Source organism: Pigmentiphaga humi (assembly GCF_900606115.1).
Classification (GTDB): Bacteria; Pseudomonadota; Gammaproteobacteria; order Burkholderiales; family Burkholderiaceae_B; genus Pigmentiphaga; species Pigmentiphaga humi.
On record NZ_UWPJ01000019.1, the window covers coordinates 15,049 to 37,791 of the forward strand.

At 68.4% G+C, this 22,743-nt stretch carries 19 protein-coding genes; 12 read left to right on the plus strand and 7 right to left on the minus strand.

Annotated features, from left to right (window positions below; all coding sequences use genetic code 11):
* Nucleotides 1–57: 57 nt before the first annotated feature.
* The gene (locus PIGHUM_RS12775; RefSeq protein ID WP_124079990.1) at nucleotides 58–963 is read left to right on the plus strand and encodes a hypothetical protein; all 906 of its coding nucleotides are present in this window, start codon (nucleotides 58–60) and stop codon (nucleotides 961–963) included.
* A 63-nt stretch (nucleotides 964–1,026) separates the two neighbouring features.
* Here PIGHUM_RS12775 and PIGHUM_RS12780 read toward each other — a convergent pair whose 3' ends face one another.
* The 4 genes from PIGHUM_RS12780 to dprA all read right to left on the minus strand — a co-directional run bounded on the left by PIGHUM_RS12780 (nucleotide 1,027) and on the right by dprA (nucleotide 6,060).
* The gene (locus PIGHUM_RS12780; protein ID WP_124080009.1) at nucleotides 1,027–1,524 is read right to left on the minus strand and encodes an SET domain-containing protein; all 498 of its coding nucleotides are present in this window, start codon (nucleotides 1,522–1,524) and stop codon (nucleotides 1,027–1,029) included.
* 80 nt (nucleotides 1,525–1,604) lie between these two features.
* Entirely contained in the window at nucleotides 1,605–4,265 is a 2,661-nt protein-coding gene (locus tag PIGHUM_RS12785) for a DNA topoisomerase III (RefSeq protein WP_124079991.1), read from the minus strand.
* Between the two features lie 136 nt (nucleotides 4,266–4,401).
* Nucleotides 4,402–4,860 (minus strand): Smg family protein, encoded by a 459-nt coding sequence (locus PIGHUM_RS12790; protein ID WP_124079992.1) that lies wholly within the window; start codon nucleotides 4,858–4,860, stop codon nucleotides 4,402–4,404.
* Between the two features lie 72 nt (nucleotides 4,861–4,932).
* Nucleotides 4,933–6,060, minus strand: a complete 1,128-nt coding sequence (gene dprA, locus PIGHUM_RS12795) for a DNA-processing protein DprA (protein ID WP_124079993.1) — start codon at nucleotides 6,058–6,060, stop codon at nucleotides 4,933–4,935.
* A 261-nt stretch (nucleotides 6,061–6,321) separates the two neighbouring features.
* On the opposite strand from dprA, the gene def reads away from it, so the two are divergent.
* From def to PIGHUM_RS12850, 11 genes are all read left to right on the plus strand, one after another.
* Nucleotides 6,322–6,822: a peptide deformylase gene (gene def, locus PIGHUM_RS12800; RefSeq protein ID WP_124079994.1), complete on the plus strand. Its 501-nt coding sequence runs from the start codon at nucleotides 6,322–6,324 to the stop codon at nucleotides 6,820–6,822.
* Between the two features lie 205 nt (nucleotides 6,823–7,027).
* Entirely contained in the window at nucleotides 7,028–7,975 is a 948-nt protein-coding gene (gene fmt, locus PIGHUM_RS12805; RefSeq protein ID WP_124079995.1) for a methionyl-tRNA formyltransferase, read from the plus strand.
* Nucleotides 7,975–9,342 (plus strand): 16S rRNA (cytosine(967)-C(5))-methyltransferase RsmB, encoded by a 1,368-nt coding sequence (rsmB, locus tag PIGHUM_RS12810; RefSeq protein ID WP_124079996.1) that lies wholly within the window; start codon nucleotides 7,975–7,977, stop codon nucleotides 9,340–9,342. The genes fmt and rsmB overlap by 1 nt, the downstream gene beginning before the upstream one ends.
* Entirely contained in the window at nucleotides 9,339–10,130 is a 792-nt protein-coding gene (locus PIGHUM_RS12815) for a DUF4390 domain-containing protein (RefSeq protein WP_124079997.1), read from the plus strand. The genes rsmB and PIGHUM_RS12815 overlap by 4 nt, the downstream gene beginning before the upstream one ends.
* 23 nt (nucleotides 10,131–10,153) lie before the next feature.
* Nucleotides 10,154–12,604, plus strand: coding sequence for a sensor histidine kinase (locus tag PIGHUM_RS12820; RefSeq protein WP_124080010.1), 2,451 nt, complete (start codon nucleotides 10,154–10,156; stop codon nucleotides 12,602–12,604).
* Between the two features lie 17 nt (nucleotides 12,605–12,621).
* Nucleotides 12,622–13,374 carry a response regulator gene (locus PIGHUM_RS12825; protein WP_124079998.1) on the plus strand — a complete coding sequence of 251 codons (753 nt, stop codon included), beginning with the start codon at nucleotides 12,622–12,624 and terminating at the stop codon, nucleotides 13,372–13,374.
* Nucleotides 13,375–13,603: 229 nt separating this feature from the next.
* Nucleotides 13,604–14,980: a Trk system potassium transporter TrkA gene (gene trkA, locus PIGHUM_RS12830; RefSeq protein WP_124079999.1), complete on the plus strand. Its 1,377-nt coding sequence runs from the start codon at nucleotides 13,604–13,606 to the stop codon at nucleotides 14,978–14,980.
* Nucleotides 14,981–14,987: 7 nt separating this feature from the next.
* On the plus strand, nucleotides 14,988–16,457 hold the full coding sequence (locus tag PIGHUM_RS12835) for a TrkH family potassium uptake protein (RefSeq protein WP_124080000.1): 1,470 nt from the start codon (nucleotides 14,988–14,990) through the stop codon (nucleotides 16,455–16,457).
* Nucleotides 16,454–16,813 (plus strand): GTP-binding protein, encoded by a 360-nt coding sequence (locus PIGHUM_RS12840; RefSeq protein WP_124080001.1) that lies wholly within the window; start codon nucleotides 16,454–16,456, stop codon nucleotides 16,811–16,813. The genes PIGHUM_RS12835 and PIGHUM_RS12840 overlap by 4 nt, the downstream gene beginning before the upstream one ends.
* 113 nt (nucleotides 16,814–16,926) lie before the next feature.
* Nucleotides 16,927–17,181, plus strand: a complete 255-nt coding sequence (locus PIGHUM_RS12845; protein WP_124080002.1) for a BTH_I0359 family protein — start codon at nucleotides 16,927–16,929, stop codon at nucleotides 17,179–17,181.
* Nucleotides 17,182–17,658: 477 nt separating this feature from the next.
* Nucleotides 17,659–18,891, plus strand: coding sequence for a YbdK family carboxylate-amine ligase (locus PIGHUM_RS12850; RefSeq protein ID WP_124080003.1), 1,233 nt, complete (start codon nucleotides 17,659–17,661; stop codon nucleotides 18,889–18,891).
* Nucleotides 18,892–18,936: 45 nt separating this feature from the next.
* Here the strand turns inward: PIGHUM_RS12850 and PIGHUM_RS12855 are convergent, their stop codons facing one another.
* The 3 genes from PIGHUM_RS12855 to PIGHUM_RS12865 form a co-directional block, all read right to left on the minus strand.
* Nucleotides 18,937–19,977: a Bug family tripartite tricarboxylate transporter substrate binding protein gene (locus PIGHUM_RS12855; RefSeq protein WP_124080004.1), complete on the minus strand. Its 1,041-nt coding sequence runs from the start codon at nucleotides 19,975–19,977 to the stop codon at nucleotides 18,937–18,939.
* 86 nt (nucleotides 19,978–20,063) lie between these two features.
* Nucleotides 20,064–20,963, minus strand: a complete 900-nt coding sequence (locus PIGHUM_RS12860) for a LysR family transcriptional regulator (protein ID WP_160142252.1) — start codon at nucleotides 20,961–20,963, stop codon at nucleotides 20,064–20,066.
* 31 nt (nucleotides 20,964–20,994) lie between these two features.
* Nucleotides 20,995–22,335: a lyase family protein gene (locus PIGHUM_RS12865; RefSeq protein WP_124080006.1), complete on the minus strand. Its 1,341-nt coding sequence runs from the start codon at nucleotides 22,333–22,335 to the stop codon at nucleotides 20,995–20,997.
* Nucleotides 22,336–22,743: the final 408 nt, after the last annotated feature.

Sequence of the window (22,743 nt, forward strand, 5' to 3'; positions counted from 1 at the left end):
GAGCCGACAAGGCATTCGCTCTTGCCCATTCCACTACGCAAAAAGAAAGGCAACGTCATGGAAAGCACACGCACCGTTGGTAATCCGTATCCCGCCGCTCCTGCGCCCTACGTCGAGTCGCCACGCTCCGGCGTGTCGTGGGCGGCCATTTTCGCCGGCGCGGTCGTCGCGGCGGCCATGTTCCTCATGCTGCTGGCCGGCGGATCCGGCCTGGGTTTCGTCTCGATGTCGCCGTGGCGCGGCGAAGGCGCCTCGGCCATGGCGCTGGGGATAGGCGCCATCATCTGGATGATCGCGACGCACATCGTCTCTTTCGGCCTGGGCGGCTACATCGCCGGCCGGCTGCGGACCAAGTGGGTGGGAATCCATACCGACGAGGTCTTTTTCCGCGATACGGCGCACGGCCTGCTGGTCTGGGCGCTGAGCGCCGTCGTCAGCGCAGTCGTGCTCGGCTCTGCGGTCACCTCCGTGGCGAGCGGTACGGCCAAGGCCGGCGCCACGGTGGCTGCGGGTGCCGGGGCGGCAGCGGCGGGCGCGGTGGCAGGCAGTGCCTCGCCCGACACCATGCGCGCCTCGAGCCAGTACTTCGTGGATACGCTGCTGCGATCCGAACAGCCCGCGCCGTCGGACCGCAACGCCGCGCGCATGGAGCTGGGCCGCATCATGGCGGTCAGCCTGGCCCGCGGCGAACTCAGCCAGGAAGACCGGACCTATGCCGCGCGTGTCGTGTCGGCGCAGGCCGGCATCGACGAAGCGACGGCGCAGCAGCGCATCGACGCCACTGTCGCGCGTGCCAAGCAGGCCGCCGAGCAGGCCGAGCAGAAGGCGCGCGAAGCCGCCGATGCGGCCCGCAAGGCCGCCGCGGGCTTCGCGTTGTGGGCGTTCGCGTCCATGCTGATCGGTGCCTTCGTGGCTAGCTGGATGGCAACCGTGGGCGGCCGCGGCCGCGACGCGGTGGTCTGAAGCGCAGCGCCATCGAGCCCGCGGCCGGTTGGCGGCGCGGGCCCGGTGGCCGGCCTGCGCCGTTCAAGCTGCCGGCTTGCGCCGGCGCTTGAGCGCCAGCATGGTGCCGCGGCAGGAGGGCTTGCCGCACAGGCACTGGTAGTTCTTCTTGAGCGTGGGGGTCAGGCGCTCGTCGATGATCAGGCCGTAGTCGTAGTTCAGTTCCTCGCCGCGCTCGATGGGCTGCAGCGTGGCGATGAAGACGCGGCCGTCGTCGGTTTCCTCGGCTTCGCAATTGGGTTCGCAGCAGTGGTTGATCCAGCGCGCGTCGTTGCCGTGGCTGCCGCCGTCGATGACCTTGCCGCCGTCCAGCGCGAAGAAAAAGGTGTGGTACGGGTCGTCCGGGTTTACCGGATGGCGCCGGTCCGCCTCCTTGGCGCTGATGATCTCGCCGGTGTACTCCATGATGCGCGTCCCGGCGGGAATCTTGCGCGCGGCGAATACTCCCGTTCCGTGCACCCGCGAACGCCGCACGATGTGCCAGGCCTTGCCGTTGGGAGCGGGATCGGCCTCGACGCGCATCGCTTGGGCGGGCGGCTCGGCAATGGAGGACTTGCGCGCCCGGCTGGGCGCCTTCTTGGATTCGGCGGTCATGGGGCGGCTCAGGTCGTGGTCTTGGCTGCGGCCTTTCTGGCCGTTTTTTTAGCCGGGGCTTTCTTGGCCGCAGTCTTGGCCGGGGCTTTTTTGGCTGCGGCTTTCTTGGCGGGCGCCTTCTTGGCTGCAGCCTTTTTGGCCGCGGCCTTCTTCGGCGCCGGCGCCTCGGCCTCGCCTGCATCCGCCGCCTTGCGCTCGGCCGCGCTGCCGGCCGCCTTGCCGCTCTTGGCGGGGCGCGGCTCGAACTCGAAGCCGATCTTGCCGTCCGCCTGCCTGACCAGGAAGGCCTTGAACTTGCGGTTGGTGCGGCTGGAGACGAAGTTCTGCAGCAAGTCGGTGCGGCCTTCCGACAGCAGCTTGCCCATCTGCTCGGCGGTGATCTCCTGCTGCAGGATTACCTTGCCCGAACGGAAATCGCAGCTGCGCTGCGGTCCGACCGATTTCTCGCAGACATAGCTCATGCCATGCTCGAAGACGCGCGCATGACACTTGGGGCAGGCGCCGACCGGCGTCTGGCCGGAGAAATCCACCGGTTCGCTGGATTCCTCGTCGTCCTGGCCGAAATCGAACTCGAGCTTGTATTCGTCGGTGATGCGCAGGATGGCCGAGAAGGGGCGGCCCATCTTGCTGATGAAGCCGTTGAGCGGGCCGATCTCGCGCTTGGCCAGCAGTTCCTCGACTTCCGGCAACTCGAACGTGCGGCCGCCCGGATGCTTGCTGATGGAGAAGTCGCAGGCCGTGCAGGCGTAGCGGCGGTAGTTCTCCTTCACCACGCCGCCGCATTTCGGGCAGGGCGTGGCCAGCGTGGCGTAGTCGCCCGGCACGGTGTCGCGGTCGTATTCCTTGGCGCGCTTGACGATGACCTGGGTCATTTGCGCTATCTCGCGCATGAAGGCCTCGCGCGCCAATTGGCCGCGCTCGATCTGCGACAGCTTGTGCTCCCACTCGCCGGTCAGCTCGGGGGAAGTGAGCTCGTCCACGTCCAGGCCCCCGAGCAGCGTCATCAACTGGCGCGCCTTGGCGGTCGGCACCAGGTCGCGGCCTTCGCGGCGCAGATAGACTTCGTTGATCAGGCCTTCGATGATGCCCGCGCGCGTGGCCGGCGTGCCCAGGCCGCGCGCCGACATGGCCTCGCGCAATTCCTCGTCGTCCACCAGCTTGCCGGCGCCTTCCATGGCCGACAGCAGCGTGGCTTCGGAATAGCGCGCCGGCGGCTTGGTGACCAGGCCCACGGCCTCGATTTCCTCGGTGCGCACCTGCTCGCCCGCGGCGACGGGAACGAGGTTGGCGTCCTCGCCCTGGCTCTCGCGGCCGTAGATGGCCATCCAGCCCGGGTTGACCAGGACCTTGCCTTCAGTCTTGAAATGATGGCCGGCGACCTCGGTGATGCGGGTCGTGACCAGGAATTCCGCGGCGGGGAAGAACACCGCCAGGAAGCGCTTGACCACCATGTCGTACAGCTTGGCCTCGGCTTCGCTCATCTCGCGCGGCGCCTGCAGCGTCGGGATGATGGCGAAGTGGTCCGACACCTTCTTGTTGTCGAACACGCGGCGGTTGGGCTTGACCCAGCCCTTGTCCAGGATCTGGCTGGCGAACGGCGCATAGCCGGGCCGGCCGGCCGCCAGCGTCTGCATGGTCTGGCGCACGGTGACGACGTAGTCTTCCGGCAGGTAGCGCGAATCGGTACGCGGGTAGGTCAGCGCCTTGTGGCGCTCGTACAGCGACTGCGCCAGCGCCAGCGTGGTCTTGGCCGAGTAGCCGAAGCGCGAGTTGGCCTCGCGCTGCAGCGTGGTCAGGTCGTAGAGCAGCCCGGACAACTGGGTCGAGGGTTTGGATTCCTCGGTGACGGTGCCGGTGCGGTCGCGGCAGGCCGCCACCACCGACTCGGCCGCGGCCTTGCTCCACAGGCGCGAATCGCGTTTCTCGGCGTCTTGTGGATCCTTGACGTGCTTGGGGTCGAACCAGCGGCCTTCGTACAGGCCCGCAGCGGCGACGAACTGCGCGCGCACTTCCCAGAAGTCGCGCGGCACGAACCGGCGGATGCGTTCCTCGCGCTCGGCCACGATGGCCAGCGTCGGCGTCTGCACGCGGCCCACCGGCGTCTTGAAGAAGCCGCCGTCCTTGCTGTTGAAGGCGGTCATGGCGCGCGTGCCGTTGATGCCCACCAGCCAGTCGGCCTCGGCGCGCGAGCGCGCCGCCGATTCGAGCGGCTGCAGCGCGGAGTCGCTGCGCAGGTCGGCGAACGCGTCGCGGATCGCCTGCTGCGTCATCGACTGCAGCCACAGCCGGCGGATCGGCTTGTTGGTTTTGGCGTACTGGACGATGTAGCGGAAGATCAGCTCGCCCTCGCGCCCTGCGTCGCAGGCGTTGATCAGCGCGTCGACGTCCTTGCGCTTGATCAGCCGCACCAGCAGCCGCAGCCGCTCTTCCGAGCGCTTGTCGGCCGGCCCCAGCTCGAACTCGGGCGGAATCACCGGAAGGTGCGTGAAGCTCCATTTGCCCTTGACCGGATCATTGGGGGCGACGAGCGTGAGCAGGTGCCCGATGCTCGAAGCAAGCACGTAGTCGTCGCTTTCGAAGTAATCGCCTTCGCGCTTGAATCCTCCCAGCGCGCGGGAAATATCCAGCGCGACCGACGGTTTCTCGGCGATGATCAGAGTTTTGCCCATTGACTTCCAGTAGAACGGAGCCGACGCCCGCTAATAATAAGTGCGTCAAAGCGCCGGATGATACGGGTGGACCTTTGTCCAGTAAAGGGGACCCATCCCCTTTGCCCGCTGGTGTAGGGCCCCCGGAGGGCCGCCTCTAATGGAGTTGTCGTGCGGTGCCGTCTTCCAGGAGCTCTTCCAGGATCAGGTTGTCGATCTCCGTTTCCTGGCTCCACAGGACCATCAGCACGATGATCTTGAGCTTTTCGAGGGGGACGGGAGCTTCGCCGAGGGCGAAGGCGCGGTCGATGACGATTTCGCGCAGGGGGGACGACAACACGCCTGCCGACTCGAGGAAGGCAATGAAACCCACGGCTTCCGAACCGAGCTGGCGATACTCGGCATCGGCGTAGATACGACAGCCGCTGCTGGGGACGAGGGCGAGATCAACGCAACGATGAGTGGATTCGGCAAGCCCGGACAGCCAGGTCAGGGCGTCGTCGATTTCATCGTCTTCGAAGCCGGCGGCGGCAAGTTTGCGCGCCAGCGTGTCCGGATCCGGGCACGCTTCCGGCGTGTAGTAGTTCTCGAAGAGGTAGACGAGAATGTCAAACATAAGTCAGCGTGTAAGGCCTGGACCACTCTACGCTCAATTGCCCGCCCAGGCAAATGAGCGGCCGCTTCCTGCTCATGCGTTGTGCGCGCGGCACACTTGGTAGCGTCCTCCGTCCAGGCGCGCGACCCGGCCCTGCAGCTCCAGCGCGAGCAGGCGCGCCTGCAGAACGGGAACGGCCAGTCCGCTGCGCGCGGCCAGGGCGTCCAGGTGGATCGGGCCGTAGCCCATCGCCGCGAGCAGTCCGTCCGCGGGAACCGGCGCGGATCCCGGCTCTTCTCCGGAGCGGCCGAAGAGCCGCCGCGCGCCGTGCAGCTCGTCCAGGATGTCCTCCGCCGACTCGACCAGTGTGGCGCCCTGGCGGATCAGCGCATGGCAGCCGCGCGCCAGCGGCGAGTGGATGGAGCCGGGGATCGCGAACACCTCGCGGCCGGTCTCTGCCGCCAGCCGGGCGGTGATCAGCGAACCGCTGCGCAGGGCGGCCTCGGCCACCAGCGTGCCGCGCGCCAGGCCCGCCACCAGCCGGTTGCGGCGGGGAAACTGATGCGCCAGCGCCGGCGTGCCGAGCGGGAATTCGGACACGATGGCCCCCATGGCTTCGATCTCCTGCGCCAGGCGGCGATGGCGCGCGGGGTAGACCACGTCGGCGCCCGTCCCCACCACCGCTATCGTGCCGCCGCCGGCCGCGCCCGCCTCCAGCGCGCCTCGATGGGCGGCCGCGTCGATGCCGAGTGCCATGCCGCTGACGATGCACCAACCCTGGCGCGCCAGGTGGCGGGCGAAGGCGTGAGCGCTCGCCAGGCCGTCGGGCGTGGCGTTGCGGGCGCCGACCACGGCGATGGCCGGCCGGCTCAGCCATGCCGGGTCGCCGCACACGTAGAGCACCGGCGGCGGGTCGTGCAGGTCGCGCAGCGCCTGCGGATAGGCGCCATCGCCCAGCGTCAGCACGTGGCGGCCGGGCGCCTGCACCCATTCCAGCGCGCGTTCGACGGCTTCCCGCATCGGGGCGGACGGAGGGTCGCGCAACTGGCCGGCCAGAGGGGCGGGCAAGCGCTCGGCCAGCGCCTGCCGGGACAGGCCATAGAGCGTCGGCGGCGGGCCGATCTCGCGCAGCAGCTCGCCGGCGGTGGCGGGCCCGATGCCGGGTTCGAGCGAGAGCCGGAGCCAGGCGGACAATTCTTCCTGAGAGTGGACAAGAGGCATGGCGCGCGAAGAGCAGTATCTGCGGGCCGCCATGTTAAGCATGCCGGGCGGTCGGCCGGCGCCGCCTCAGGATCGTCTTGTCCCACGGGAAAACCGAGGGGCGGCCGCCGCTCCGCCGTGCGTCGCCGCGCAGGCGGAACCGGCTGGCAAGCTGTGTTATCTTGCCTCTTGGAATCCGGGGCTTGCGCCCCATCTAATTCCCATCAAAACAACGATTTAGCGCAACCGCCGCCCGCGCTCCCGGGCAGCGGCGATACGACCATGGCATTGCTACCGATACTCCACTATCCCGACGCGCGGCTGCACAAGAAAGCCAAGCCGGTCGCCGTCGTGGACGACCGCATCCGCGGCATCGTGCGCGACATGGCCGAGACCATGTACGCCGCCCCGGGTGTCGGCTTGGCCGCCACGCAAGTCGATATCCATGAGCGCATCGTGGTGATCGACGTCTCCGAGCAGAGCGACGACCTGCTGGTGCTGATCAATCCGGTCATCACCTGGAAAAGCGAAGAAACCCAGGTCTACGAGGAAGGCTGCCTCTCCGTGCCCGGCGTCTACGACGAAGTCAAGCGCGCCGCCCGCATCAAGGCCGAAGCCACCAACGAACAAGGCGAGCGCTACGAATTCGACGCCGAAGGCCTCCTCGCCGTCTGCGTCCAGCACGAACTCGACCACCTCGACGGCAAAGTCTTCGTCGAATACCTCTCCCAGCTCAAGCAAAGCCGCATCAAGACCAAGCTGAAAAAGCTCGCCGCGGCGTAGAGCCTCTCCGCCCACCCCGCCGCCCATAGAGAGGGAACCCGCAAAGCGGGGACGCAACCCCCCCTTGCTATCATTCCATTCTCACCAACACTAGCCACCCCCCAATTCCCGCCGCCGCCCACCCAGGGTGCCGCGGATCCGGCTCAGCCGGTCCGCCAGCACCGCCCCCTGGGGGGCGCGCGAAGCGCGTAGGGGGGATCATCAGATGAAGCTGGTTTTCGCCGGTACGCCGGAATTCGCCAAGATTGCGCTGCAGGCCTTGATGGCTGCGGGGCATGAGATCGTGCTCGTCCTGACCCAGCCGGATCGCCCGGCGGGGCGGGGGCTCAAGCTGACGCCCAGCCCCGTGAAGACCGCCGCCCTGGAGGCGGGGGTGCCGGTGCTGCAGCCGCGCAGCCTGCGGCTGGACGGCAAGTTTCCCCAGGAGGCGGCGCAGGCGCACGAGGCGCTGCACGCGGCGCGGGCCGATGCGATGATCGTGGCCGCCTATGGCCTGATCCTGCCGCAGGCGGTGCTGGGCATTCCACGCCTGGGCTGCCTGAACATCCATGCCAGCCTGCTGCCGCGCTGGCGCGGCGCGGCGCCGATCCAGCGGGCGATCGAGGCGGGCGATGCCGAGACCGGCATCACCATCATGCAGATGGATGCGGGGCTGGATACGGGCGACATGCTGCTCGAGGGCGTGCTGCCCATCGAACCCGGCCAGTCGGCTGCCGAGCTGCACGACCGGCTGGCCGCGATGGGCGGCGAATTGATCGTGCAGGCGCTGGAGCGCCTCGGGCAGGGCGGCCTGCCCGCCACGCCGCAGCCGGCCGAGGGCGTGACCTATGCGGCCAAGCTGGACAAGGCCGAGGCGGCGCTCGATCTCGCCCGTCCCGCCGCCGAACTGGCGCGCCGGGTGGCGGCGTTCAACCCGGTGCCGGGAGCGACGGTGCGGCTGCCCGGCCTGGCCGATCCGGTCAAGGTCTGGCGCGCCCGCGCGCTGGACGAATCGACGCAAGCCGCGCCCGGCACCGTGCTGCGCGCGGGCGCCGAGGGCGTGGACCTGGCGGCAGGCGGCGGCGTCCTGCGCCTGATCGAATTGCAAAAGGCAGGCGGCAAGCGCCAGCCCGTGGATGTATTCGTGCGGGGCTGGACCCCTGGGGCAGCCTGATGCCGCCCCCCGCTTCCGGCGTGAAAGCGCCGCCGCTGGCCGACGTCCTGCTGGCCGCCGCCCGCGCGGTGCAAGCCGTGCTCGCAGGCGAATCCCTGACCGATGCGCTGGCGCGCATACCGGACCGTTCCAAGATGAAGAGCGGTCCAGCGAGGGAAGATGCAGCCGACGGCGTATCATCGCCCTCCCTCCGTCCAGCGGCCCAGGCGATCTCCTTCCATGTCATGCGCCAGCTCGGACTGGCCCGTACGGTCAAGCAGGCGCTGATCCCGCGCCAGCCCGCCGATCCGCTGCTGGACGCCTTGCTGCTGACCGCCTTCGCGCTGCTGGCGGCCGAGCCGGCAGCGGGTGTCGACTATGCCCCGCATACGGTAGTGGACCAGGCGGTGCGCGCGGCTTCCAGCCAGCGCAGCCTGGCGCCCTTCAAGGGATTGGTGAACGGCAGCCTGCGGCGTTTCCTGCGCGAACGCGAGAGTGTGCTCGCCGCGGCGGCGCGCAAGCCCGAAGCGGCCTGGAACCACCCGGACTGGTGGGTGCGCCGCCTGCGTATCGATTACCCCGACCAATGGCAGGACCTGCTGCGCGCGGCCAACCAGCCGCCGGCCATGGTGCTGCGCGTGAACCGGCGCCGCTGCACGCGCGAGGCCTTGCTGGCCGCGCTGGACCAGGCCGGCATCGCGGCGCTGCCGGTGGGCGCGGCGGGCGTGGTGCTCGCGCAGGCTCGCCCGGTGCAGCAACTGCCCGGTTTCGCCGAGGGCTGGTGGTCGGTGCAGGACGCCGCCGCGCAACTGGCGGCGCCCTTGCTGGACGTGCGCGACGGCATGCGGGTGCTCGACGCCTGCGCGGCGCCGGGCGGCAAGACCGCCCATCTGCTGGAGCTGGCCGACCTCGACCTGCTGGCGCTGGACGTGGATGCCGACCGCCTGGCGCGGGTGGACGCCAATCTCGCGCGCTTGGGCCTGGCGGCGCGCACCCGGGCCGCCGACGTGGCGGACCTGGATTCCTGGTGGGACGGCCGGCCCTTCGACGCGGTGCTGGCCGACGTGCCTTGCACTGCGTCCGGCATCGTGCGCCGGCATCCCGACATCCGCTGGCTGCGCCGCGAAGGCGACATCGCCAAGACCGCCGCGCTGCAGGCGCGGATCGCCGATGCGCTGTGGCAGGTGGTGGCGCCCGGTGGTAAATTGCTCTACGCAACCTGCTCGATCTTCCCCGCCGAAGGGCTCAGGCAGGCGCAGGCATTCCAGTCTCGCCACAAGGATGCGGCGCCCTTGCCCGCGCCGGGGCAGTTGCTTGTGCAGGCGCAACCCGATCGGCCGGCCGAGCAGCACGATGGTTTCTTCTACGCGTTGTTTGCCAAGGTTTGATCATTCGACTCCATCGCGTCCTCATCCTGCCCATCCTGGTCCTGGCGCTGACCTGGGGCGGCGTGGCCACGGCGGCCGAGCCGGCGGTCCAGTCCGTGTCGCTGGCCGAGCGCGGCCGCGACCTGCTGCTCAGCGCCGACGTCTCGCTGGATCTGAACAATCAGCTCGAAGACGCCGTCTCGCGCGGGCTGCCGCTGTATTTCTCGGTCGAAGTCGAGATCCGCAAGCCTCGCTGGTACTGGTTCGACGAGGTCGTGCTGGCCTCCAACCAGACCTGGCGCATCGTCTACAACCCGCTCACGCGGCAGTGGCGCGTCCATTCCGGCAACCTGGCCCTGCCGGTCGGATCGCTGGCCGAAGCCCTGTCGGTGGTGCGCCACGTGCGCAGCTGGCGCATCGGCGAGCGCGACGCGCTTCAAGCCGACACGGCCTACCAGGGGCGGCTGCGGGTGCGGTTCGACGTGTCCCAGCTTTCCAAGCCGTTCCAGGTCAATGCGCTCAATAGCAGCGACTGGTCGCTGGCCACGCCCTGGACCGATTTCGACGTCCGTCTCGGCAGCGCGCCCAGCCCGGCCGCGCCCGCGCCCGTGCCTGCGCCCGCCGCGGTACCGGCCGGCCCGCCGCTGGCGGTCCAGCCCGGCCTGCCGGCGGTGCCGGCCATTCCTCCCTCGCTGTCCGGCAGCGCTGCCAACGGCGGCGCCGCTATCGGACAGGGACTGACGATGCCGGGCGGCCAGCCGTCCAGTCCCGGCGGAGTGGGCCTTACGCCGCCGTCGGAGGGCCGATGATCAAGCCTCATCGCGTCCGCCTGTTGAACCGCTTCCTGCGGGTGCTGCTCGGCCTGGGCGGCGTCAGCGCGCTGTTGCTGCTGCTGCTGCTGGCCTGGTCCACCGGCAATTCGTCGCGGCTGGAAGAACAGTATGGCGTCTTGCTGGGCTTGAATGCCATCATCGCGCTGGCGCTGTTCGTCTGGGTCATCGTACTGACCGTGCGGCTGCGCGCGCAGTTGCGGCGCGGGCAGTTCGGCGCCAAGCTGACTGCGCGTTTCGCGCTGGCCTTCGCGCTGGTGGGCGTGGTGCCCGGCGTGCTGGTCTACATGCTGTCGGTGCAGTTCCTGTCGCGCTCGATCGAGTCGTGGTTCAACATCCGGGTCGACACCGCGCTCGAATCGGGGCTGAACCTGGGCCGCGCCGCGCTCGACTCGCAGCTGCAGGAAATGGGCGCCAAGGCGCGCACCATGTCCATCGAGCTGGGCGACGCCCAGGAGTCGAGCGTGGGCCTGTCGCTGACGCGGCTGCGCGAGCAGGTCGGGGTGCAGGACGCCATGGTGTTCACCGCCAGCGGCCGGGTCATCGCATGGTCCACCAATACCTACGGTCCGCTGGTGCCGGAGGCGCCGCCGCCGCAGATCCTGCGCCAATTGAAGATCTCGCGCGGCTATTCGGCGGCGGAAGCCAACAGCACGGCCAGTCCGACGACCGTGGACGGCATCCAGGGACCGCTGGGCACGACCCGCGATACCACCGCCGCGGGCGGCGGACTGCGGCTGCGGGTGATCGTGCCGATCGCGCCCATGGGCGGCTTCGAGCTGCCCGGCGTGATTCCGATGGAGCCGCGCTACCTCCAATTGCTGCAGCCGGTGCCCGAGCAGATCGCCATCAACGCCGACGAGGTCCAGAGCGGCTACCGCGACTACCAGGAGCTGTCGCTGTCGCGCACGGGCCTGCGCAAGCTGTACGGCATCACCTTGACGCTGGCGCTGCTGCTCGCCGTGTTCGCGGCGATCGCGGCGGCTTTTTCGCTGTCGTCGCGCATGGTGCGGCCGCTGCTGCGGCTGGCCGAAGGCACCCAGGCCGTGGGCGTGGGCGATTACCGGCCGATTCCCGAGCCGCCGCAGCGCGACGAACTGGGCCACCTGACGCGTTCGTTCAATGCCATGACGCGCCAGCTGGACGAGGCGCGTCGGATGGTCGAGAGCAATCGGCGCCAGCTCGAACGCAGCAATGTCTATCTCGAGAGCATCCTGTCCAACCTGTCGTCCGGGGTGCTGGTGTTCGACGAGGCCTTCCGCGTGGCGACCGTCAACCGCGGGGCCCAGCAGATCCTGCGCGTGGACCTGCGCGCCGTGGCGGGTCGTCCGCTGGAAACCGTGGACGGCCTGGGCGATTTCGCCCATACCTTGCGCACGGCGTTCGCCGAGCATGCCGCCGCCGGCACGGGCCGCCAGTACTGGCAGCACCAGTTCGAGATCGTCCGACCCCAATCGGCGGCCGAGCCGGACAGGGCCGGCGAACGTAACATTTCCGGTCCCACGGGCGACGACAATACCATTACGCTGCTGGCACGCGGATCGCATCTGCCGGTGGCAGGCGCCAGTGGGGGCTACGTGGTGGTATTCGACGATATTACCGAGGTCATTTCGGCCAACCGCGCGGTTGCCTGGGGCGAGGTGGCACGCCGGCTGGCGCACGAGATCAAGAATCCGCTGACGCCCATCCAGCTTTCCGCCGAGCGCATCGCCATGAAGCTGGCGGACAAGCTCGCGCCGCCCGATGCCGACATGCTCAAGCGCTCGACCACCACCATCATCAACCAGGTCAGTTCCATGCAGCACATGGTGGACGACTTCCGCGAATACGCGCGCACGCCGCCGGCGCAGCCGCAACTGCTGGACCTGAACGAACTGGTGGCCGAGGTGCTGACGCTCTATGGCTGGGATCCGGCCGGCGGGATGCTCAAGGCGGGTTCTGGCCAGATCGCGCTGGCGGTCGACCTCGACCGCAGCCTGCCGCGGGTGCGCGGCGATGCCACCCAGCTGCGCCAGGTCATCCACAACCTGATCGCCAATGCCCGCGATGCCATCGAGGAAAAGGCCAAGGAGGCCGCCCGCCAGTCCGGCGCCGCCGCCGCGGCCACGCCGGCCGACCGCATCGCCGTCAGCACCCGGCTGATCAACACCAGCCTGCCCGACGGCCGCGACCATGCCTCGGTCAAATTCGTGGTGGCCGACAGCGGGGCCGGTTTCGCCGCGCGCATCCTGCAGCGCGCCTTCGAGCCCTACATCACGACCAAGGCGCGCGGGACCGGCCTGGGGTTGGCCATCGTCAAGAAGATCGTCGAAGAGCACGGCGGCCGCATCGACCTGTCGAACAGGCCCGAAGGCGGCGCAATGGTCTCTATACTATTCACTCGGCTCGCCGGGGGGGACGCGGCACGCGATGCCGCGCATATGTCCGAAGCTGCGGGGACGCAGTCTGCGTAACAGAGGTTTCTAAAGATATGGCCAGAATTTTGGTGGTTGACGACGAGGTCGGCATCCGCGAACTCCTGTCGGAAATTCTTTACGACGAAGGGCATACGGTCGATCTGGCCGAGAATGCCGCGGCGGCTCGCGCGCTGCGCGCCGCCCATCGTCCCGACGTGGTGCTGCTGGATATCTGGATGCCCGACACCGACGGCGTGACGCTGCTCAAGGAATGGGCCTCGCAGGAGCTGCTGGACATGCCGGTGATCATGATGAGCGGGCACGCCACCATCGATACGGCCGTGGAAGCGACGCGCATAGGCGCGATCGACTTCCTCGAGAAGCCCATCACCATGACGCGGCTTCTCAAGACCATCGCCGGCGCGCTGGAGCGCAGCCGCGCCGGCGCCAAGCCCGCGCCCGTACCGGCGCCCGCGTCGGCGGCCATCGCCCGCTCCGCGGTGGTGTCGGCTTTTGCCCACCCGCCGCTGGCGGTCGGCGAACCCGTCCGTGCGGCCGCGCCCGGCCTGGCTCCCGCCGTCGAGCGTCCGGCACCCGGCCTGGCCGTGCACGACGGCCAGCCACGCTCGCCGCTGGCCGGCCTGTCGCTCGACCAGCCGCTGCGCGAGGCGCGCGACGCCTTCGAGCGCATCTATTTCGAGCACCACCTGGCTCGCGAAGGCGGCAGCATGACCCGCGTCGCCGACAAGACCGGACTCGAGCGCACCCACCTGTACCGCAAGCTCAAGCAACTGGGCATCGAGCTTTCCCGCAAAAAGAGCATATGAAGGCCCCCCCCTACGCGCTTACGCGCGCCCCCCAGGGGGCGAAGCGGGTGGACCGGCGGAGCCGGATCCACCGCTTCCTGGGTTTGGCTACTCTGTCTTGGATAGATGGCTGGGGTAGGCGTGGTGCGTCGTGGCCGGATGCCGGCCCTCGAGCCAGGGCGCCTCGGATCTGGCTTCGCCAGTCCGCCAGCGCCGCCCCCTTGGGGGCGCGCGTCAGCGCGTAGGGGACATGAAAATCCTCATACTCGGCGCGGGGCAGGTGGGGACCAGCGTGGCCGAGAATCTGGTGTCCGAGCACAACGACATTACCGTCATCGATACGGACGGAACGCGTCTGGCGATGCTGCAGGAGCGGCTGGACCTGCGCGGGCTGATGGGCAACGGGACGTATGTGTCGACGCTGCAGGAAGCGGGGGCGGCGGATGCGGACCTGTTCATTTCCTGCGCCACCGCGGATGAAAGCAATCTAGTGGCCTGCAAGATCGCCAAGCAGGTGTTCAACGTGCCGCGCTGCATCGCGCGCGTGCGGTCGTCCGAGTTCCTCGACCACGAGGAGTTGATGGCCGAGGACGGCTTCGACGTCGATCACCTGATCTGCCCCGAGCGCAGCGTCACGAACACCATCGAAAAGCTGATCGAGATCCCGGAAGCCCTGCAGGTAGTGGAATTCGCGGGCGGCAAGGCCTGTGCGGTGACGGTGCGCGCCGCCACCGGCAGTCCGCTTGCCGACCAGCCCATCCAGAGCCTGCGCGAGCGCCTGCCGGGCGCGGATGTCCGCATCATCGCGATCTTCCGCGACAACCGATTGATCAATCCCGAAGGCGACACCCGCATCGAGGCCGGCGACGAAGTGCTGTTCCTGGCCAATACCCGGCACGTGCGCAACATCATCCGCGAGCTGCGCGAGAGCGACAAGCGCGTCAGGCGCGTGATGATCGCCGGCGGCGGCAACATCGGCTTCCGGCTGGCGCGGCGCATCGGCGAGCAGTACGACGTCAAGGTCATCGAGCAGAATCGCCGCCGCTGCGAGTTCCTGGCCACCCAGCTGCCCAGCAGGACGCTGGTGCTGAACGCCGACGCCACCGACGAGAACCTGCTCGAGGACGAGAACGTCGCCGAGATGGACTTGTTCCTGGCGCTGACCAGCGACGACGAGGACAACATCATGTCGTCGCTGCTGGCCAAGCGCATGGGCGCGCGCCGGGTGATCGCGCTGATCGGCCGCAAGAGCTACGGCGAACTGATGGAAGGCGGGCGTATCGACATCGCCATCTCGCCGTCCGAGGCGACCATAGGCGAGACCCTGCGCTACGTGCGGCGCGGCGATATCGTCTCGGTCCACCGGCTGCGCCACGGCGTGACCGAGGCGCTGGAAGCCATCGCCCACGGCGACGCCAAGTCTTCCAAGGTGGTCGGCCGGCGCATCGAGGACATCGACATGCCCCAGGGCGCCACCATAGGCGCCGTGGTGCGCGAGGACGAGGTGCTGATGGCCCACCACGATACGGTCATCGAGTCCGACGACCACGTCATCGTGTTCGTGGCGCACCAGCGGCTGATCGCCCAGGTGGAAAAACTGTTCCAGGTCTCGGCCACCTTCTTCTGACCGGTCCATGCGCAAACTGCTTCCGGTCCTGAACGTACTCGGACTCATCATCGTGCTGTTCGCCGCCACGATGGCGATTCCGCTGGGCGTTTCCGTGCATTTCGGCGACGGCGCCCGGCACGCCTTCACCGAGGCGATGGCCGTTTCGGCGGCGATCGGGCTGGCGATGCACCTCCTTACCCGGCGCAGCCGGCGCGAGCTGACGCCGCGCGACGGCTTCCTGCTGGTGTCGCTGGTCTGGAGCACGCTGGCGGCGATCGCGGCGCTGCCGCTATTGCTCTACTACCACCAGGCCGGCATGGCGCTGTCGGTCACCGACGCCTACTTCGAGGCCATGTCCGGCCTCACCACCACCGGCGCGACGGTGTTGTCGGGGCTGGACGGCCTGCCGCATTCGATCAACGTCTGGCGCTGCACGCTGATCTGGATAGGCGGCATGGGCATTCTGGTGCTGGCGGTGGCCATCCTGCCCATGCTGGGAGCGGGGGGCAGCCAGATCTTCCGGGCCGAGCTGCCCGGGCCGATGAAGGACGAGAAGCTCACGCCCCGCATCACCGGAACGGCCAAGGGGCTCTATGCCATCTACATGCTGTTCTCGCTGCTGTGCGCGCTGGCCTACCGCGCCGCCGGCATGAGCTGGTACGACGCCTATTGCCACATGGCCTCGACCATCGGGCTGGGCGGGTTCTCCAACCGCGACGCCGGCTTCGCGGCATTCAACTCGCCCGCCGTCGAGTTCGTGTCGCTGGTGTTCATGATCATCGCGGGCATCAGTTTCACGGTGCATTTCCAGGCCTTCCGCCGCCACAGCCTGGGGCCGTATGGCCGCAGCACCGAGGCCAAGGCCTATCTCGCCGCCCTGGCGATAGGGGTGGCGCTGATCACCGTGCTGCTCTATACGCGCGGCGTCTACGATTCGGCCTGGACGGCGTTCCGCTATGCGCTGTTCAACACGGTTTCGGTCGCCACCACCACCGGCTTCGCCAACACGGATTACTCGTCCTGGCCCATTTTCGCGCCGGTGCTGATGCTGGTCCTGTCCTGCTTCGCCACCTCGGCCGGATCGACCGGCGGCGGCATCAAGATGATCCGGCTGATCATCCTGATCAAGCAGGCGCGCCGCGAATTCATCCACATCCTGCACCCGCGCGCCATCAACCCCATCCGGGTGGGCGGGCTGCCCGTGTCCAACCAGGTGGTGTATTCGGTGCTGGCCTACATCCTGCTGTACTGGGCCTCGCTGATGACGCTCACCATGGCCATGCTGTTCACCGATCTGGAGCCGGTCACCGCCTTCACCGCCGTGCTGGCCAGCCTGAACAATACCGGGCCGGGACTGGGGATGGTAGGACCGATGGGCAGCTTCGCCGAACTGTCCGACGTGCAGACCTGGATATGTACCTTCGCCATGCTGATCGGGCGTTTGGAGTTGTTTGCTGTACTGGTACTTTTTACGCGCGCATTCTGGCGTAAATGATGAAACCCGTGCCCGTCATGCTCCTGGTCGGCACGCAGCTCCGGGCGGGGCGCAGCCTCGCGCTGGAAGGTGCCCGGGCGCGCCTGGGCGAGGGCCCGCAGGCCGTGGTGGTCGAAGGCGGGCCGGGAACCTTCCAGGCCCCTGCGGGGGTCGAACTGGTGCAGCTGGCGGCCGGGTGCGTTTGTTGCGTGGGGCAATTGCCACTGCGGGTTACCGTGGCGCGCCTGCTCAGGCTCGCGAAACCGGCCAGGCTGTGGATAGAAGTGAGCACGGACGGCCATTTGGCCGAATTGCGCAGGCAGCTGGACGGGCCGGGTTTCGCGGGAGCGGTAACGCTGGTGGAGGGCGGCGGATAGCCGGGCGCTCGCGATAGCCGGGATCGATCCAGCCAGCCATCTTGATTTCCAAGCACGGGCACCCATCTACTGACCAGGCGGTCGGTCAGACCCCTGTCTCCAGGAGCCAGACCATGGAAATGATCTATAACAGTCCCAACTACGTGGTGGTCGAGTTCGCCCAGCTCGAGGGCGCGGCCAGTACCGGCGGCGGTTTCGAGATCGTCGACAAGCAGTCGCGCCGCGAAGTCTATATCGCGGGCGAATCTGCGGAGCAATTCCGCAACCAGGTGCGCGAACTGATCGCCACGGAACCTTCCATGGAAGACGTCGACGAATTCCTCAGCCAGTTCGACGACTACATGCTGCACCCGCTGACCCTGCATTAAGGAAGCCAGGGACATCCCACCCTCTACCCGCTTGCGCGAACCCGGCACGGCGGGCCCCCAACCGCTACGCGGCAGCCCCCGAGGGGGCTCGGCCCGCCCCTGGGGCGGCCCGGCGCCTTTGTTTCCGTTGGTCTTTGGCGCGCCACCGAGCGGTCATCTTCGGCTGGCATGCTGTCCCAGTTTGTTCCGGTTGCTCTCAGCTTGGCGCGGTGACGGCTGTTACATTTTCGACTTCTTGGCCCTGCGCCGGCTGCGCATAGTGAGTAAACGCTTACCCAGCGCTTCCCTGAAATCGGGGGGCTTGCGAGGCGACACACTAAAATCCGGCAATTATTGGGAATCTGCTCGAAACTTGCGGCTAAACTCGTTCAACGACACAAAATAAAACGCGTGATGCCGATGCCCGGCGCAGTGAGGGCGTCCGGCGTCCCCCCGGGTAGATGAACTCGCCTGGCCACCTTCTCCAAGGAGACCCCGATGCAGTCCATCGCATTCACCGAATCCAAGCCGAACACCCTGGGCATCGAACTCGAACTGCAGATCGTCGATCCGCATACCTTCGACCTCAAGGGCGCAGCCGAAGATCTGCTCGCCCAGATCGTCAACCATCCCTACGCCGACCGGGTCAAACCCGAGATCACCCGGTCCATGATCGAACTCAATTCGTCGGTGCATACCGACGCCAACCGCCTGCTGGCGGAGATGCGCGACATGCGCAAGCTGCTGGTCGAGGCCGCCGACGCCGTCGGCGTGCGGGTAGCCGGCGGCGGCACCCATGCCTTCATGCGCTGGAACGAGCGCGCGATCTACGACGCGCCGCGCTTCCAATATCTGTCGGAGATGTACGGCTACCTGGCCCAGCAGTTCACGGTGTTCGGCCAGCACATCCACCTGGGCGTGCCGAGCGGCGATGACGCCATTGCGTTGACGCACAAGCTGTCGTGCTATGTGCCGCACTTCATCGTACTGGCCGCTTCCTCGCCGTATTTCGAAGGGGTGGACACGTTGTTCGCCTGCAGCCGCCTGAATGCCTTGAACGCCTTCCCGCTGTGCGGCCACCTGCCGCCCGAGGTGGGCGACTGGCAGGGCTTCGAGCGCTATTTCTCGCAGATGCAGTCCTCTGGCCTGATCGAGAGCATCAAGGACCTGTACTGGGACGTTCGCCCCAAGCCCGAATTCGGCACGGTCGAAGTGCGTGTCTGCGACACCCCGCTGACCGTCGAAAGGGCTTGCCAGATCGCCGCCTTCGCCCAGGCTCTCGGCGCCGTGCTGGCCGACGAGCCCGTGCCGGACGCACAGGCCTGGCAGGCCTACCGCACCAATCGCTTCCAGGCATCGCGCTTCGGCATACACGGCAGCTACGTCGATGCCGCCGAAGGCCGCATGCGCCTGAGCGACCACCTGCGCGCCACCTTCGAGCGCCTGCTGCCGGTGGCGCGCGAACAGGGCACGGCCGACATGCTCGAGGCGCTGTTCGACGACACTTTCAAGGGCGGCGACAGCCAGTGGCTGCGCGAGCAGTTCGACCGCAGCCAGGACGTGACGCAGGCCGTGGCGGCGGCCGTGGATCTCTGGCGCGGCGAAACGCCGGCCGAGGTCGTGCCGGACCTGCCGGCGCGCCGCCGGGTGCGTGCCAGTTCCGAGCCCATTTTCAACATGGACACCCTGCAGCCGTTCGATTTCAAGCGGCTGGGCAGCCGCCTGCACTGAGCGGGCGCGGCTCGCCGCGGCCGGGCGGCCGCGGTTGCGGGCCGCTCAGCTTGGCGCGATGCCCGCTTCCTTGACGGTGCGCACCAGCGCCTCGCGCTCTTCGGCGACGAAGCGCGCGAGTTCCTTTCCCTGGACAGAGCCGTTCAGCCCGAGCTGCTCCAGCCGGCCCGAAGCCTGCACGTCGCGCTCGAGTCCCTTCTGGCACGCGGCGCCGATCGCGTCGCGTATGTCCTGGGGGACGCCTGCCGACGAGAACAGCGTGAAGATCGACGGCGTGGGCAGCCAGTCGCTGACGCCCGTTTCCTTGAGCGTGGGCACGCCGGAAATGATGTTCACGCGATCCGGCCGCAGCACGGCCAGGCCCCGGACACGCCCATCGGCGATCAGCGGCGCGGCCGAGGAAATCGAGGCCAGCAGGCAGTCGATCTGGCCGCCCAGCATATCGGTGATGACGGCGCTGGAGCTGCGGTAGGGCACGTGCATCAGCTGGATGCCGGTCGCGCGCATGAACATTTCCGTATTGATGTGCGGGGTCGAACCGACGCCCGCGGTGCCGTAGGTCAACTGGCCGGGCCGCGCGCGGGCGGCGGCCATGAACTCTTTCATGGTCTTGTAGGGCGATTGGGCGCTGACGATGACGACCGTTCCCATCGTGCTGAGGCCCCAGAGCGGAACGAAATCGCGTGCCGGGTCGTACTTGGCGGACGGGTTCAGCAACTGGCCGGTGGCCAGCGAGGCCGACAGCTGGATCAGCAGGGTGTAGCCGTCGTCCGGAGCCCGCAGGACGTTGGCAGGGCCGACGGTGCCGCCGCCGCCGGCGACGTTTTCGACATAGGCGGCCGAGCCCGCAAAACCGCCCTGCATGCATGCGACGATGTAGCGGCCCACGACATCGACCGGGCTGCCGGCTCCGTATGGGCAGACGACCTTGATGGCCTTGGCCGGAAAGGCGGCTGTTGCGTTGGCCGCAGCCGTGCCGCCGGCCGCCGCGGCCAACGGCAGTGCTCCCAGTGCCTGCAGCAGGCGGCGGCGCGACGGCGCGTCGGGGTGGAATGTTTCGCTGCCAGGCGAATGATGGTGGTGCATGGTGTTCTCCCTGTCGTCATGAGCCGCCGGAGGCGGCGTGTTGGAGCGGTTTCGGGCCCGCGCGCGTTGCCGCGCGGGCGTCGGAGTCACGGCCAGTTGTCCCGCACGTAGGCGTAGAACGTGCGTACGAACGGACCGATGCGCCGGCGTGGCGTCAAGGCCTGCCTGACGGCGAGCGCCAGCGGCGGGCTGGCGACCGGCAACTTCTTGATGGGACGTTCGCGCAGGTCGGCGGCGACGCTCTTTTCCATCGCGAAATAGATGGACAGGCCGGCTTCGACGAACTGGCGGATCACGTGGTCGTCGGTAGAGCGCGCATTGACGTCCAGCTCGGCGAGGCCGACGTTTGCCAGCAGGCCGTCGATCTCGCGAGTGAGCTGCGAGCCGGTCGCGCCGCGGATGAACGGATGCGCCGCCAGTTCGGCCGGCCGTATCCGCTTGCGCCGGGCCAGCGGATGCGAAGCCGATGCGACGAAGATGAAAGGCTCGGACGCGATCACGGTCGATTCCACGTCGGCCACCCGCTGGTTGCCGAGGAAGTAGCCGACGTCCGCGGTGCCGTCGAGCAGCATCTCGCGCACGTTTTCGTAGCTGCCGTTGCGGACTTCGAAATTGACCTCGGGGTGCGCGCCGGCGAACTGCGCCAGCAGGCTGGGCAGGATGGTCGTCCCCAGCTTGCGCTGCGCGGCGACCACTACCCGCCTGCTGTGCCGCCGTGCATAGTTGTCGAACTGGTTGACCAGCGCGTCGGCCTGTTCGAGCACGGCGCGGGCCCGTTCGATGAATAGGCGGCCTGCCGCGGTGGGCTGCACCGGCCGGCCGCGCCGCCGTTCCAGCAGGACCTCGCCCACGCTGTTCTCGAGCGCGCGCACCTGCTCGCTGACCGAGGGCTGGGCGATGCCGAGCCGGGCGGCCGCGCCCGAGAAGCTGCCGGCGTCGGCGACGGCCAGCAGCACTTCGATGCGACGTATGGACAAATGCAGCATTGCGCGGATCGCTCCTGAAAAAACCCCTCCGCTACGCCTCCGGCTGCGCTGACTCCGCCGCCCGCGCCGCTTCGATGGCCGCCACGGCGCGGTCCACGACCGCGACGGATTGGCCGATGTAGCGCGTGGGGTCGGCGAGGCTGTCGAGGTCCGGCGGCTGCGCCAGCGCGCGCACTTCGGGGGCATCCCGCAACTCGTCCACCAGCGAGCGGCCGCTGTGCCGGGCCTGCGCCGCCACGCGCCTGACCAGGCCGTGGGCGTTCTGCTTGCCGATTTGCGTACCCAGCAGGAACATGGCCGGCTCGGCCATGATCAGGCCCTGGGTGCGGCCGATATTGCTGCGCATGTTGTCGGGCAGGACGACGAGGTTCTCCACCATCCTCACGGCGATCGCCATCATCCGGCCGAGGTCGGTGGCGACGGCACCGAGCGAATCGGCATTGCTGATCTGGTCGCGCTCGTGGATGCTGACCATCCAGTCGAGCAGCACGCCGGCCTCGCGTCCGATGCGCCGGGCGATGGCCACGACGTGGCGGGCATTGTCGGGATTGGCCTTGTGCGGCATCGTCGACGAGCCCACGAAGCCGCTCGGGTCCTCCACTTCGCGCAGGTCGTCGCCTTGCAGCAGGAATATTTCCTGCGCGATCCGCCGCCAGGTGCCGGCCGCGATGGATGCGAGCGCGCCGAACTCGGCGTGGATGTCGCGGCTGCCCTTCCAGTCTGTCGCCAGCGGCGCGCCCACGCCGAACTCGCGCAGCACTTCAGCTTCCAGCGACAGCGCATCGTCGCCCAGCGCGGCATAGGTGCCGACCGCGCCCGAGAGCATGCCGGTGTCGCTGCGCCGGCGCCAGGAGTCGAGGCGTTCGATGGAGCGGCGGTTCTCCGTCATCCACGAGGCGACCTTCAGGCCGAAGGTGATGGGCAGCGCGTGCCGGCCGACGGTCCGGCCGATCATCGGCGTGGCTCGGTGCTCGGCTGCGAGCCGCAGCAGCGCCGACTCGGCCTGGCGCATCTGCGCGGCCACGCAGCGCGTGGCCATGCGCAGCTGGAGCAACTGCACCGTATCCATGGCGTCCTGGGTGGTGGCGCCGTAGTGCAGCCATTGCGCCGCATCGCCCTGGAGCACGGTGCTCCAGGCGCGTATCAGCGAAACCATGGGATGGCCGGCTTCCTTGCGTACTTCGGCCACCGTTTCGGGGCTGACGAAGTCGGGGGAGGCGGTGCGCTCGATCTCCCTGGCGGCCTGCTCGGGGATGATGCCGCGCCTGGCCTGGACGCGGGCCAGCGCCGCCTCGTAGCGCATCAACAGCCGCTGCGTGCCGTGCGGGGTGTAGATTTCCTGGGGGTCCTGCGGCGTGTCGTTGGCGGGCATGGGGAATCGGGTCCATCGCGGTGTCTGTCGTCGCGACCGACTCTACTGGTTGCGCGCCGGCCCAAGCAACGGGGGATACGCCTATGGGATCATAGGTAAATGCCTATATTGGAACCGAACCTGCGGCACTCCGGGTAAAACCGGCCGTCGTGGCGGGGGTGGGCGCCGGTACTGGGGATGACGATAAAATGGCGGATTCGCCCCCCAGTCCGCACGTCGGCCCGAGCCCCAGCGCTACGGGTCCGGTTCGCTGCAAGCTGTTTTCCTAGGCCGCTGCTCCATGTCGTTTCCCGCCCTTCCCCTGCCCCCTTACGCCTACACCCGAGGCGCCGAGTTAGTGGGCCGGCTGGCCGCGCGCATACGGATCCGGGATGGCGCCCTGGGCACGATTGTCCAGCAGTACAAGCG